Origin of the sequence: Acidovorax sp. Leaf78, assembly GCF_001422735.1 — a bacterium.
Classification (GTDB): Bacteria; Pseudomonadota; Gammaproteobacteria; order Burkholderiales; family Burkholderiaceae_C; genus Acidovorax.
Map to the genome: position 1 here is coordinate 215393 of NZ_LMLZ01000012.1, position 13616 is coordinate 229008.

The 13616-nt window shown below is 65.1% G+C and carries 14 protein-coding genes; 5 read left to right on the forward strand and 9 right to left on the reverse strand.

Annotation, left to right across the window (positions count from 1 at the left end; all coding sequences use genetic code 11):
* Positions 1-47 precede the first annotated feature (47 nt).
* The 6 genes from ASF16_RS09445 to lptF all read right to left on the reverse strand — a co-directional run bounded on the left by ASF16_RS09445 (position 48) and on the right by lptF (position 5409).
* Positions 48-464: a hypothetical protein gene (locus tag ASF16_RS09445; RefSeq protein ID WP_056165622.1), complete on the reverse strand. Its 417-nt coding sequence runs from the start codon at positions 462-464 to the stop codon at positions 48-50.
* A 10-nt stretch (positions 465-474) separates the two neighbouring features.
* A complete protein-coding gene (locus tag ASF16_RS09450; RefSeq protein ID WP_056165624.1) occupies positions 475-1626 on the reverse strand; it encodes a pyridoxal phosphate-dependent aminotransferase in 1152 nt (383 codons plus the stop codon).
* Positions 1627-1779: 153 nt separating this feature from the next.
* Positions 1780-2721 (reverse strand): CysB family HTH-type transcriptional regulator, encoded by a 942-nt coding sequence (locus tag ASF16_RS09455; protein WP_056165626.1) that lies wholly within the window; start codon positions 2719-2721, stop codon positions 1780-1782.
* A gap of 71 nt (positions 2722-2792) precedes the next feature.
* Positions 2793-3170, reverse strand: coding sequence for a sirohydrochlorin chelatase (locus ASF16_RS09460; RefSeq protein WP_056165628.1), 378 nt, complete (start codon positions 3168-3170; stop codon positions 2793-2795).
* A gap of 29 nt (positions 3171-3199) precedes the next feature.
* A complete protein-coding gene (lptG, locus tag ASF16_RS09465; protein WP_056166470.1) occupies positions 3200-4306 on the reverse strand; it encodes an LPS export ABC transporter permease LptG in 1107 nt (368 codons plus the stop codon).
* Positions 4303-5409 (reverse strand): LPS export ABC transporter permease LptF, encoded by a 1107-nt coding sequence (lptF, locus tag ASF16_RS09470; protein ID WP_056165630.1) that lies wholly within the window; start codon positions 5407-5409, stop codon positions 4303-4305. The genes lptG and lptF overlap by 4 nt, the downstream gene beginning before the upstream one ends.
* A gap of 45 nt (positions 5410-5454) precedes the next feature.
* On the opposite strand from lptF, the gene ASF16_RS09475 reads away from it, so the two are divergent.
* The 4 genes from ASF16_RS09475 to ASF16_RS09490 all read left to right on the forward strand — a co-directional run bounded on the left by ASF16_RS09475 (position 5455) and on the right by ASF16_RS09490 (position 9558).
* Complete coding sequence (locus tag ASF16_RS09475) at positions 5455-7080, forward strand: leucyl aminopeptidase (RefSeq protein WP_056165631.1); 1626 nt, start codon at positions 5455-5457, stop codon at positions 7078-7080.
* Positions 7081-7101: 21 nt separating this feature from the next.
* Positions 7102-7536 (forward strand): DNA polymerase III subunit chi, encoded by a 435-nt coding sequence (locus ASF16_RS09480; protein WP_056165632.1) that lies wholly within the window; start codon positions 7102-7104, stop codon positions 7534-7536.
* A gap of 446 nt (positions 7537-7982) precedes the next feature.
* Positions 7983-8300, forward strand: coding sequence for a hypothetical protein (locus tag ASF16_RS26710; RefSeq protein WP_235507311.1), 318 nt, complete (start codon positions 7983-7985; stop codon positions 8298-8300).
* 130 nt (positions 8301-8430) lie between these two features.
* Positions 8431-9558, forward strand: a complete 1128-nt coding sequence (locus ASF16_RS09490) for a branched-chain amino acid ABC transporter substrate-binding protein (RefSeq protein WP_056165634.1) — start codon at positions 8431-8433, stop codon at positions 9556-9558.
* A 362-nt stretch (positions 9559-9920) separates the two neighbouring features.
* Here ASF16_RS09490 and ASF16_RS09495 read toward each other — a convergent pair whose 3' ends face one another.
* From ASF16_RS09495 to lexA, 3 genes are all read right to left on the reverse strand, one after another.
* Positions 9921-10928, reverse strand: a complete 1008-nt coding sequence (locus ASF16_RS09495; RefSeq protein ID WP_056165636.1) for a D-2-hydroxyacid dehydrogenase family protein — start codon at positions 10926-10928, stop codon at positions 9921-9923.
* Between the two features lie 300 nt (positions 10929-11228).
* Positions 11229-11384: a hypothetical protein gene (locus ASF16_RS26085; RefSeq protein WP_156372012.1), complete on the reverse strand. Its 156-nt coding sequence runs from the start codon at positions 11382-11384 to the stop codon at positions 11229-11231.
* A 485-nt stretch (positions 11385-11869) separates the two neighbouring features.
* Complete coding sequence (gene lexA / locus ASF16_RS09505; protein ID WP_056165640.1) at positions 11870-12544, reverse strand: transcriptional repressor LexA; 675 nt, start codon at positions 12542-12544, stop codon at positions 11870-11872.
* Positions 12545-12626: 82 nt separating this feature from the next.
* Here lexA and ASF16_RS09510 point away from each other — a divergent pair, with 82 nt between their 5' ends.
* Positions 12627-13589, forward strand: coding sequence for an asparaginase (locus tag ASF16_RS09510; RefSeq protein ID WP_056165642.1), 963 nt, complete (start codon positions 12627-12629; stop codon positions 13587-13589).
* Positions 13590-13616 lie beyond the last annotated feature (27 nt).

The window sequence follows — 13616 nt, forward strand, 5'->3', positions numbered from 1 at the left end:
GACCATTGGGAGCGCGGTACAGCCCTTTTTTATGAGGTGCGGTTTTTCTAAACGCCCGGATCTACCGCCAGGATGCTCAGCGGCCCGGCGATGGACAAGCCGCTCAGGCCGGTGGAGGCGCTGAGCGCAGACACATGGCCATCCACCGCCCAGACATCGACGTGCGCGTCTTTGACGCCGAACCGGCACGACACCGTGGCAAGGCGAAACTTGTCCTTACGGGCAAACAACACGCCCCCTGGCCACCGGTGCCAGAGCCAGCGCTTGCTGTAGAGCTCGATCTGTTTCCAGTCCGACACGCGGCGGATGTTGTTGATGCAGAGCACTTGCTGCGCCAGCAAGCGGCCGTCCGCCGGGGGCAGTGCGGCAGCGGTGGCGTCGAGCAGTGCCTTTTCAAACGGCAACAGCTTGTTGGATGGCGTCGGCGCGACGATGCGCGGAGCCGAGAAATTCAGTGCAGCCACGGTCCGCGTCTCACAACTTGCGCAGCCGCTCCAGCGCGGCGCGCAGCGTGTCGTCCTTCTTGGCAAAACAAAAGCGCACCACGCGCTGGTCGAACCCGTCGCCGTAGAACGCCGACAGCGGAATCGCCGCCACGCCCACTTCGCGGGTGAGCCACTGGCAGAAGTCGGATTCGTTCAAATCGCTCACGGCAGAGATGTCCACGCACTGGAAGTAGCTGCCGTTGCTGGGCAGCAGCTTCAGGCGCGAGTCCGCCAAGCCCTGGCGGAACAGGTCGCGCTTGGCTTGGTAGAACGCGGGCAGCTGCAGGTAAGGCGCCGGGTCTTGCAGGTAAGCGGCCAAGCCGTGCTGCATGGGCGTGTTCACGGTGAACACGTTGAACTGGTGCACCTTGCGGAATTCGGCCGTCAGCGCTGCAGGGGCCGCCACGGTGCCGACCTTCCAGCCGGTGACGTGGAAGGTCTTGCCAAAGCTCGACACGATGAACGCGCGCGCCGCCAGGCCCGGAAAGCGCGCGGCGCTTTCATGCTCGGCGCCGTCGAACACCATGTGCTCGTACACCTCGTCGCTGATGAGCAGGATGTCGGTGGGAGCGAGCAGGTCTTCGAGCTGGCGCATCTCCTGGGCCGTCCAGATGGTGGCGCTGGGGTTGTGCGGGCTGTTGATGAGGATGGCGCGGGTGCGGGGCGTGATGGCCGCGCTGATCTTGCCGAAGTCGGGCCGGAAGCTGCCGGGCGTGAGCGGCACGCGCACCGCCTTGCCGCCCGCCAGTTCAATGTTGGGCACGTAGCTGTCGTAGCAGGGGTCGAGCACGATGACCTCGTCGCCCGGGTGCACGACGGCCAGGATGGCGGTGATGATGGCCTGCGTGGCGCCGGCCGTGATGGTGATCTCGGTGTTGGGGTGGTAGGCCCGGCCATGCAGCGTTTCGATCTTGCGGGCCACGGCTTCGCGCAGCACCGGCACGCCGGGCATGGGCGGGTACTGGTTGTGGCCGGCCTGCATGGCCGCCGTGACGGCGTTCACCAGCTCGGGGGCGCATTCAAAGTCGGGAAAGCCCTGGCCCAGGTTGACGGCCTGGTGCTCTGCGGCCAGTGCCGACATCACGGTGAAGATGGTGGTGCCCACGTTGGGCAACTTGCTGGGGAAGGACGGAGTGCTCATCGCGTGGTGTCAATCATGGGAAATCAGCGCGGCGTTTGTCGGCCCGAAGGCCGCGGAGCAGGCCAAGCCAGCGGACGCCGTGGAACTGGCTTTGCCAGGCCACCGGCGGCGTCCCCCTGGAGGGGGAAGCCGCGAAGCGGCTCAGGGGGTGTTTCAAAGTTCGTAGTCGTTGACATGGCCGGTCATCGCGCGGGCGATGAGTTCGCGGCTCAGGCGGTCGCTGAGCAGCTCGGCAAACTTGTAGACGAAGTTGCGCAGGTAGGCGCCGCGCTTGAAGGCGACGCGCGCCACGCTCTGGCCGAACAGGTGGCCCACGGGGCGCACCACCAGGTCGCCCAGCGGGTCGTCGCGCATGGCCATCTCGGCCACGATGCCGATGCCCAGGCCCAGGCGCACGTAGGTCTTGATCACGTCCGAGTCGATGGCTTCGAGCACGATGCGCGGCTGCAGCTTGCGGGCGGCAAAGGCGTGGTCGATCTTGCCGCGGCCGGTGAACGAGGGGTGGTAGGTGATCAGGGCTTCGTGGGCCAGGTCATCGAGGCCGATGCGCTCTTTTTGCGCCAACGGGTGGTCGGTGGGCACCACCAGCACGTGCTGCCATTCGTAGCAGGGCAGGGTGACCAGCTCGGGGTAGTCCGCCAGGGATTCGGTGGCCATGCCGATCTCGGCCACCTCGTCGATGATCATGCGGGCCACTTCGTGCGGCGTGGCCTGGTGCAGGCTGATGTTGACCTTGGGGTAGGCCTCGCGCAGGCGGGCCACCGGCACCGGCAGCACGTAGCGGGCCTGGGTGTGGGTGGTGGCGATGCTGAGCGTGCCGCTGTCCTGCGCGCTGAACTGCTCGCCGATGCGCTTCAAGTTGCCCACCTCGCGCATGATGACTTCGATGCTCTTGAGCACGTGCTGGCCCGGCTCGGTGATGCGCTTGAGGCGTTTGCCATGGCGCGCGAAAATGTCCACGCCCAATTCTTCTTCCAGCTCGATGATGGCCTTGGAGACACCGGGCTGGGATGTGTGCAGGGCCTTGGCCGCCTCGGTCAGGTTGAGGTTGCGCCGCGCGGCCTCTTGCACAAAACGGAATTGGTGCAGATTCATATCTGATATCGCCTAAAGAGTTGCATCATTATGCTGCAACCATCTAAAGAAATCAGACGACCCTGCCGGATTTATCGCTCGGCCGGGCTCTCGCAGGCAATGTCTGCCATCAGGGCGGTCATGCGCGGGTCTTCGCCGATGGCCTGCTGCACATGGAATTGCGTGGCGGGGTGGGCGCTGCGCAGCGCCTGCACCAGCACCGGAAGGTCTTCCCGCGCGTGCTTGCCCGTGCCCAGAAACATCGGCACTACAGTGACCTGCGCGGCACCCTGCGCTACCAGCTGGGCAGCGGCCTCGGGCAAGCTGGGGCTGCACAGCTCCAGGTACGCGCAGGCCACGGGCCGCTCGGGGTGGGCGGCGGCAATGCGGGTGGCGACGGCCTCCATGGGCGCGCGCCACAGGGGGTCGCGTGATCCGTGGGCGAACAGGATGATGGCGCTGAGGCTCATGGCAGGGTGGTGTGTTTCAAGGGGGCCAGCTAGCGCCTGAGCACCAGCCAGCCGAAGGCGGCCAGGGACAACACGGAGTAGATCAGCCCGGGCGCGGCGGCAGTCAGCCACGGCGACCAGTTCTGCAGGTTGCCTGCGTAGCCGAACACGTTGTTGAGCAGGAAGAAGCTGATGCCCGCCATCACCCCTCCGAACACATAGCCCGCAATGCCGCCCGAGCGGAAATGCAGGTAGGCAAAAGGCAGGGCCAGCACCACCATCACCAGGCACGAGAGCGGGTAGAACACCTTGCGCCAGAACTCGATCTCGTAGCGCTGGGCGGACTGTCCGTTGGCGTCCAGATGCCGGATGTACTGGAACAGGTCGATGGTGGCCATGCGGTCGGGCTTGAGCAGCGAGGCAGCGACCATGTCGGCACTGATGCGCGTGGGCCACTGCAGCGTGGGGGTGTCCAGGTGCTCGACCCGGGCCCCGTCGGTGCCGCGCTGCTCGAACTTGCTGCGCTGCACCTTTTCAAGCTCCCAGGCGCCATCGGGCCCGAACTGCCCGGAGGCGGCACGTGTTTGCGATGCCAGGCGGCCCTTGCCGTCGAATTCAAAAATGCGCACGTCCAGCATGCCGCCGTTCGGGGTGAGTGCGCGCACGTTCACCGCGAAGGAGTGGTCTTCCTGGCGCTCCTTGAGCCACGCACCGGTGGCCCCCGTGGTCAGGCGGCCCAGGTAGCGCACCTTCACCAGCTGGGCCGCTCGGTCGGTCAGCGGCGCGATGTAGTCGCCCACCGCGAACGTGAACAGCACGAACACGCCGCCCAGCGTCAGCAGGGTGCGCAGCGCCCGCCACGGGCCCATGCCGCTCGTGCGCATGATGGTGAACTCCGAGCTTTGCGCCAGGCGCGCCATCACGAAGATGGTGCCGATGAGCACCGTGATGGGAAGTAGCTCGTACAGGTGGCTGGGAATGCTGAGCACCACGAACAGGAACGCGTGGGAGAGCTGGTAACCCTCGGCGCCCGCGCGGCCCACCCAGCGCAGTTCGTCCACCAGGTCGAAGAAGAAGAACAGGGCCAGGAACCCTGCGGTCACGAAGGTGACGGCCAGCAGGGCTTCGCGGTGGATGAGTCGGCGGATGGTTTTCATGGGGCGCTCCGGGGCTTCGGACCGGCCTGCCAGAGCCGGCGGATGGTCCATTGGTTGTGGCGCGCGGCCAGCACCAGCAGCGACGCCATCAGCATGCCGCCGTGCAGCAGCACCATGAAGCTGGCCAGGCCGAGCCTGCCGGCCCCGACCCAGCTTTGCCCCAGGGTCATGAGGTTGTAGTAGACGATGAAGGCAAAGAGCGCAAACACCAGGCTGGTGCTGCGCGCGGCCCGCGGGTTGACGCTGGCCACGGCCAGGCCCAGCACCACGAAGTTCAGGGCCGCAAGCGCGAGGCCGATGCGCCAGCCCAATTCGGCCTGGAAGGCGGGCAGGGGGTTCATCACCAGTTCATGCGTGGCGCGGGTCTTGACAGACAGTTCTTCGGCCGACCCCGAGGGCGCCGAGCCGATGCGGGTGCCGTATTCGGAGAACTCGCTCACCTTCACGCCGGGTTTGTCGCGCGTGGTCTCCAGGCGCTGGCCGTCCGTCAGCAGGGCCATGCGCTCGCCGTTCTGGGTCTCCAGCCGCGCACTGCGCGCCGATGTCACGGACTCCCGCGTGCCGTCGGTGGCGGCGATGAAGATGTTGTTGCCGGTCTGCGTGTCCGCGCTTTCCTTGTCGATGAAGAACACGCGGCTGCCGTTGGAGGATTCCTGGAATTCGCCCGGCGCGATGCGGTCGATGTCGCTGCGCTGCTCGTAGCGGGTCTTGAGTTCCTGGATCTGCGAGTTGGCCCAGGGCCAGACCAGCAGCGAAAGAACGGCGACCACCGCCATCACCGGCCAGGCAAACCGCACCAGGGGCTTGAGCAGGCTGATGAGGCCGCGGCCGCTGGCGAACCAGATGACCATCTCGCTGTCGCGGTACATGCGCGACAGCGTGCCGACCACGGCGATGAAGAGGCTCAGGCTCAGGATGGTGGGCAGCTGCCCGAGGACGGTGAAGCCCATGACCAGCATCACATCGGATGGACTGACACTGCCCCGGGAGGCCTGGCCGAGGGTGCGGATCAGCATCATGGTCATGACCACGGTCACCAGCACCACGAGCGTCGCACCAAAGCTGCGCGCCAGCTCCTTGCGGATGGATGAATCGAATAACATTGGCTCGCAGCCTGTAGAGCACGCTGAAAAAGGAAAACATCGATTATGAACTTTGATCTCAAGACCCTTGAACTCACTGCGGCCGCGTCGGAAAAATGCGATCTGCTGATCGCTCTCATCCCCGAGGGGTTCAAGCCCGGGAAGGACTCCTTGTCCGCCCTGGCTGCGCAGGCGCTCAAGAACGGAGATCTGGCCACCAAGGCGGGCAAGAGCCTGCAGCTCTACCAGCCGGCTGGCACCGCCGCCCGCCGGGTGGTGCTGCTGGGCGCCGGCGACGGGGCTGCCCGTGCCGTGCGCCAGGCGCTGCTGGCCGTGGGCGGCGCCATCAAGGCACCGCAGACCAAGCGCGTGGTGGTGTGCTTTGCTGCCAAGGCGCAAGCGGGCGCGGTGAACGCCGCCGTGCAGGCCGTGGCCGAGGCCAGCTATGTCTACACCACCACCAAGTCCAAGGTAGAGGCGCGCGCCCTGAGCCGCTGCGTGGTGGGCGTGCACAGCGCGGCCGACGTGCGCGACGCTTTTGATACCGGCGTGGCGCTGGTGGCGGGTGTCGAGTTTGCGCGGGAATGGGGCAACCGCCCCGCCAACCACGCCACGCCCACCTTGCTGGCAGACGCCGCCAAGACCCTGGCCAAGCAGCCGCGCATCCAGTGCAAGGTGCACGGCCCGGCAGAAGTGGCCCGCCTGGGCATGGGCGCCTTCCTGGCCGTGGCGCAGGGGTCCGAAGAGCCGCTGCGGTTCATCGAACTGCGCTATAGCGGCGCCGCCAAGGAAAAGGCCCCGGTGGTGCTGGTGGGCAAGGGCATCACGTTCGACACCGGCGGTATCTCCATCAAGCCCGCGGCCGAGATGGACGAAATGAAGTTCGACATGTGCGGTGCCGCCAGCGTGCTGGGCGTGTTCCGCGCGCTGGGCGAGCTGCAGCCCGACATCAACGTGGTCGGCCTGATTCCGGCCTGCGAGAACATGCCCGACGGCCGCGCGGTCAAGCCCGGCGATGTGGTTACCAGCATGAGCGGCCAGACCATCGAGATCCTGAACACCGATGCCGAAGGCCGTCTGGTGCTGTGCGATGCACTGACCTACGCCGCGCGCTTGAAGCCCGCCGCTGTGGTGGACATCGCCACCTTGACCGGTGCTTGCGTGATCGCCCTGGGCGGCGTGCGCAGCGGCCTGTTTGCCAACAACGATGCGCTGGCCAACGCGCTGCAAACTGCGGGCGACACGGCGCAGGACCTGTGCTGGCGCATGCCGCTCGACGACGACTACGCCGACGGGCTCAAGAGCAATTTTGCGGACATGGGCAACGTGGCGGGCCGTGCAGGCGGCGCGATCACGGCGGCGAAGTTCTTGCAGAAGTACGTGGGCGACCTGCCGTGGGCCCATCTGGACATCGCCGGCACAGCCTGGAAGGGCGGGGCGGCCAAGGGCTCCACAGGCCGGCCTGTGGGCCTTCTGGTGCAGTACCTGTTGGATGCGGCCGGCGCGAATCCCAGTGCCAATGCGAAGGCGTCCAAGACTTCCAAGGTGGCCAAGGTCGCCAGCGCCGCTAAGGGAGTCAAGGGAGTCAAGACTGCATCAGCTACCGCTGCTATGGGTGCTGCAGCGCCCGCACGCGCTGCAGGCGCCAAGCCTGCCGCGGCCAGGCGCGCGGCCCAGGCCGGTGGCGTCTGAGTCGTTCAAGGCCACAGCCCCATGACCGAAGTCGCTTTTCACTTCAATGCGCCGGACAAGCTGGCTTACGCCTGCCGGTTTGCACGCAAGGTGCAGCGCAGCGGAGCACGGTTGGTGATCTCGGCGCCCGCCGACACCCTGGTGGCGCTGGACCGCATGCTCTGGGCTCTGGCGCCCCAGGACTTCGTGGCGCACTGCCGGGACGATGCGGACGAAGAACTGGTGCACGCATCTCCTGTGCTGCTGGCCACCGATGCACGCACCGCTGCACACCATGAGGTGCTGCTCAATCTGCACGCGGGAGTGCCGGAAGGTTTTGGCCGGTTTGACCGATTGGTCGAAGTGGTCAGCGCGCAGGATGAGACGGACCGCGCTGAAGCGCGCGCGCGCTGGAAGCACTATGCATCGCGCGGCTACGCTATCACCCGCCACGACCTGGTGCTGAAGGCAGGCTGATGGCACAACCTCCCCGCACGCCGCCTCGGTTTGTTCCCACGCTCACCGAAGTGGTGCAAACGCCGGATTCCGTGCCTGCACTCGGGGCACCTGTTGCACCCGTTGCAGCCGGGCGCACCACGGTGATGTTGTCGCCCTTGCCTCCGGTGGTGCGGCCCGCTGCTGGAGGCGGTGCGCCCGCAGTGCAGGTGTCTGCAGTGCGCCCACCCTTGCCGAGTGCACAACCGCCCGCGGTGATGGCCCAGCGGCCTGCGCAGGCGCACGCACCGTTGCCGGGCGCGGTGAAAGCACCTGCCGCTGCAACTGCTCCTGCAGTGGCGCCTGCACTTTCACCTTCACCCCCACCAGCGCCTGTGTCTGGTGCGTCGCACGTGGCGGCATCACCGCCAGTTGCGCCGGTGAATGCTGCAGCGAGCCCGCTGGGCGCCGCTGCCAACGCAGGGGTGTTGACCCGTCGCTTGCCTGCCGTGGATGCGGTGCCGTCACCCGCCGCCGCGCCGCGCGCAGTGACTGCAGTTGCGGCACCTGCCGCCCGTGCATTGCCCGATGGCTTTGAGGAATACATGGTGCATCGCGTGATGCAGCGCGTGGACGTTGTGCTGGATCAACGTCTGCGCGAAGCGATCGCCACAGTGGTGCAAGAACAGACAAGATCGGTGCTGCCGCGCCTGCGCGAAGAGATCGAATCAGTGGTTCGCCACGCGGTGTACGAGGCCGTGGCCGATGAGTTGGCGAGTGGAGCGCCTGGGAAGCCAAAGGGTTAACAGGGTATTCCCCTGTGGTTTCCCCCACATTTAATCGTGTTCCCTAATGATCTGGCCCGTAAATTGCGATATGTTCCCCTGCGTTGAGACACAAGAACATTCTCAGCGTTTATCTTTACTGGAGATTGATATGCAATTGAAGTTGAAACTGACCGTGGTTGCTGCTATCGCAGCTGCTGCTGGTGTGGCCTCTGCACAAGAGCAGGTGGTCAAGATCGGCCACGTGGCTCCGGTTTCCGGCGCCCAAGCCCACTACGGCAAGGACAACGAAAATGGCGCCCGCATGGCCATTGAAGAGCTGAACACTCAAGGCATCACCATCGGTGGCAAGAAGATCAAGTTCGAGCTGCAGGCCGAAGACGATGCTGCCGACCCCAAGCAAGGCACCGCAGCCGCACAAAAGCTGTGCGACTCCAAGGTTGCAGGCGTTGTGGGCCACCTCAACTCCGGTACTACCATCCCTGCGTCCAAGGTCTACAACGACTGCGGCATCCCGCACGTGACCGGTGCTGCCACCAACCCCAACCTGACCAAGCCAGGCTACAAGACCACGTTCCGCATCATCGCCAACGACAACGCCCTGGGCGCTGGCCTGGCGTTCTATGCTGTCGACACCCTGAAGCTCAAGACGGTTGCCATCATCGATGACCGTACCGCTTACGGCCAAGGCGTGGCAGACGTGTTCAAGAAGACCGCAGCTGCCAAGGGCATGAAGGTGGTGGACGAGCAGTTCACGACCGACAAGGCAACTGACTTCATGGCGATCCTGACCGCCATCAAGGCCAAGAACCCCGACGCCGTGTTCTTCGGCGGCATGGACCCTCAAGCCGGCCCCATGCTGCGCCAGATGGAACAGCTGGGCATGGGCAACGTCAAGTACTTCGGTGGTGACGGCGTCTGCACGTCGGAAGTCGCCAAGCTGGCCGCTGGTGCCAAGACCCTGGCCAACGTGATCTGCGCTGAAGGCGGCTCCTCGCTGGCCAAGATGCCTGGCGGCACGGCCTGGAAGGCCAAGTACGATGCCAAGTACCCCAACCAATTCCAGGTGTACAGCCCCTACACCTACGATGCCACGTACCTGATCGTGGACGCCATGAAGCGCGCCAACTCGGTGGACCCTAAGGTCTACACCCCCGAGCTGCTGAAGTCCAACTTCAAGGGCGTGACCTCCACGATCGCCTTCGAACCCAACGGCGAAATCAAGAACCCTGCCATCACCTTGTACAACTACAAGGACGGCAAGAAGACGCCTCTGTAATTCAGAGCGGCTTCCTTTTTGGTGCAGCGCTTCGGTGCTGCGTCAAAAGCAAAAAGGCTTCCTGCAAGGAAGCCTTTTTTTATTCAAGGGGCGTGGTTGGTGATAGGCCAGCAAGTCTGACGGGGTGCACGGAGTTGCTTTGCACTGCGGTGCTCGAGCAACGCTGAGTCAGCGCCAGAATGCTCTGGTGCTGCGCGCATCCAGAGCGACTTCCTACCTCAAGTCCACAGGGTGTGTGTACGGCCGCAGGATACCTAACCCTGAGGGGTGCAAGCGCCAGTGGTGGTGCAAGCGCCAGTGGTAGAGGCACGAGCCAAGCACAGGCCAGGGCTCTCGGCGCCAGTCTGGCTTGCCTCGATGGCTTAACGGCGCACTTGCAGCGAACCGGGGTTCACGATGTTGGTGGGCGTGCCCTTGATGAAATTCACCACGTTGTCGAACGCAGCACCGAAGTAGAGCTCGTAGCTGTCTTGTTCCACATACCCGATGTGCGGCGTGCAGATGCAGTTCTCGAGCCGCAGCAGGGCGTGCCCTTGCAATATCGGCTCGCTCTCGAAAACGTCGACCGCAGCCATGCCAGGCCGGCCGCGATTGAGTGCGGCGATCAGGGCGTCCGGCTCGATCAGCTCTGCGCGCGACGTGTTCACGAGCAGTGCTGTGGGCTTCATGCACGATAGATCTTCGAGCGAGACGATGCCGCGGGTCTCATCATTGAGCCTCAGGTGCAGCGAGATCACATCGCACTGTGCAAAGAACTCTTCTCGGGTCGTGGCTGCCTGATAGCCATCGGTGAGCGCCTGAGCGCGCGATGCCTCGCGGCCCCAGACGCGGACGTTCATGCCGAAGGCGCGCCCGTAGCCCGCCACCAGCTGGCCAATGCGGCCGTAACCCCATACGCCCAGGGTCTTGCCACGCAGCACCGTGCCGAGGCCGAAGTTGGGCGGCATGGACGCCGCCTTGAGGCCCGACTGCTGCCAGGCACCGTGCTTTAGGTTGGAGATGTACTGCGGCAGCCTGCGCATGGCAGCCATCACCAGTGCCCAGGTCAACTCCGCTGGCGCCACCGGCGATCCGATGCCTTCTGCCACGGCAATGCCGCGCTCGGTACAGGCGGCCACATCCACGTGGCTGCCTACCTTGCCGGTTTGTGCAATCAGCTTCAGCCGGGGGAGCTTTTCCACCAGCTGCCGCGTGATCTGCGTGCGCTCTCGGACCAGGACGATGATGTCCGCATCCTTGAGTCTCACGGAAAGCTGTCCCAGCCCTTTGACGGTGTTGGTGTAGACCTTGGCTGTGTATGCGTCGAGCCGGGAGGCGCAATGGAGCTTGCGCACTGCATCCTGGTAGTCGTCGAGAATCACGATGTTCATCCCGACATTGTGCCTTGGCAGGAAGCGCCGCATTGCACCGGGAGGTGTTGCGGTGCGCCAAAAGGTCAGCTTTTGGTGACGGATTGTGGTCTTCGCCGTTGGCACGCCGCACAGAGTCGCTGCAGCAGCGGCACATTGGCTACACCATCCAGTCATCCAGTCATGCAGTCATGCAGTCATGCAGCCGTGAAAGCGTTCAGCCGTGCGCAGGGCAGCACCCAGCACATCCGGCCTGTACTGCCCACATGCGGGCCCGGCCCCAAGTTCGGCCCGCACGTGCATTCCGACTGTGACGTAGCGTCAGGCCTGCAATGCCTCGCAGGCGGCCATGCGGTCCAGCTCTGCACACACATCGGCCATGCGGCCAGCGATCACCAGCCGGCCGCTGGCATGGGACACCTTGCGCACTGCAGAGGACGAACGCTGAGGCAATGCGCCGGATGCGATCGACGCCATGAATGCGTCGCGGTTGCTGCCCCCAGCTGTGCCGAGAAAAGAAGACCGGTTGGCCGCAAGCGAGGGGCGAGCCACCACCGCCTTGGGCTCAGGTGCGGGCGGTTGAACGGTGAACGGCCAATTGCCGCGCAGCGGGCGCAGACCCGGGGACCCGGCAGGGCGCTGACTGCCCATGCCGCCTTTGTCGCCAGCTGTGTGCTGGTCGCTCGGCTGGTGGCTTTGACCGGGGGGGGGCGATGTCGCAGCGCCCACGCGTGGTGCTTCTTCCAGGCGGACAAGGTTGTGCAACCAGCGCGCCAGTTGTTGAAGCGAATGGGGCAGGGCGGAAGAGAGGGTGGACAAGGCAATTCCCATGTGAAAACTCCGAAGGTCGGGGGTTGGACATAGGCAGGATTGCAATGACAACCGGGCACCGCAGGGCTGGCGTACCGACGTTACCGGCACACCAAACGCCCGCCACCTGCGGTGCGGTCTAAGGGAATGCTCTACATGAGCATGGTGTTGCGGATCAAGCCGACGGCCAGGCCTTCGATTTCGAAAGGCTCGCCGGGTTGGACCACGATGACCGGGTAGTCGGGGTTCTCGGGCAGCAGCTCGATGGCGGTAGCGGTACGGCGCAAGCGCTTGACGGTGACGTCTTCACCCAGGCGGGCCACGATGATCTGGCCGTTGCGCGCCTCACGGGTGGACTGCACGGCCAGCAGGTCGCCGTCCATGATGCCGGCGTCGCGCATGGACATGCCGCGCACCTTGAGCAAATAGTCGGGCTTGTGGTGGAACAGGCTGTTTTCCACGCTGTAGGTTTGGTCGACATGTTCTTGCGCGAGAATCGGCGAGCCCGCCGCCACGCGGCCGACCAAGGGCAGCACGAGCTGCGACAGGCCCGGAATGGGCAGGCTGAACTGGTTGCCGCGTGCCGCGTTGATGGAGCGCACCGTGTCGCTGCGCAGGCGAATGCCGCGCGATGTGCCGCTGACCAACTCGATGACACCCTTGCGGGCTAGTGCCTGCAAATGCTCTTCAGCGGCATTGGCCGACTTGAAGCCCAGCTCGGCCGCGATTTCTGCGCGGGTGGGGGGCGCACCGGTACGGGCAATGGCGGTCTGGATGAGGTCCAGGATCTGCTGCTGGCGGGCTGTCAGTTTCGGGTTGTCGAGCATGGTGCTTTCCGGTGGAGACGCTACAGTGGCGAACAACTGTTTTTTAATCCAGTAACTGTATTTTTCACCAGTTTTTCGGAGTATGCAAGTGAGTCGGCAAAAAATTGTGGTTTTGGGCACAGGTGGAACCATCGCAGGCACTTCTGCGCAGCCTGGCGACAACATAGGCTACACCGCCGCACAGGTCGGTGTGGAGCAATTGCTGGGCGCCGTGCCGGGGCTGGAGCAGGCCGCTGGAGGCGCACGGCTGCTGGCCGAGCAGGTAGCGCAGATCGACAGCAAGGACATGGACACGCCGGTCTGGCAGGCGTTGGCCTTGCGCTGCGCCGGGCTGTTGCAAGACCCCGAGGTACAGGGCGTGGTCATCACCCACGGCACGGACACCCTGGAAGAGACAGCCTGGTTCTTGCATCTGGTGCTCGACACCCGCGTCAAGCCGGTGGTGCTGACATGCGCGATGCGGCCTGCCAGTGCACTCACGCCCGACGGGCCGCAGAATCTGCTGGATGCAGTGGCCGTCGCCGCGATGCCCGGCGCGCGCGGCGTGGTGTCGGTGGCGGCGGGTGAGGTCCACGGGGCCCGGCATGTGCAGAAGGTGCACCCGTACCGCGTCAACGCCTTCAGTTCAGGCGACGCGGGGCCGCTGGGATGGGTGGAGGAGGGCCATGTCCGCTTGGCCCAGAATTGGCCGCCAGCGCTTGATGCAAAAGCGCCAATAGCTATTGAAAAGATAGCGAATGCGGCTGCTTGGCCCCGGGTGGAGATCATCCTGAATCACGCGGGTGCGAGTGGCTCCATGGTGGATGCGCTGGTGCGCGACGGCGTTCAGGGCTTGGTGGTGGCATGCACCGGCAACGGTACGGTGCACCACGTGCTCGAAGCTGCGCTCATCAAGGCGCAGGATGTTGGAGTGCGCGTGGTGCGCTCCACCCGCTGCCCGGAGGGCCAGGTGCTATCCAAGCCGGGCGATGCCTTGCCGGACTCGCAAGGCTTGTCCCCGGTCAAGGCCCGCATCACCCTGATGCTGGACCTGCTGGCGCAGTAGTCCTTCGTTACCGCCGCACGTCCGGGT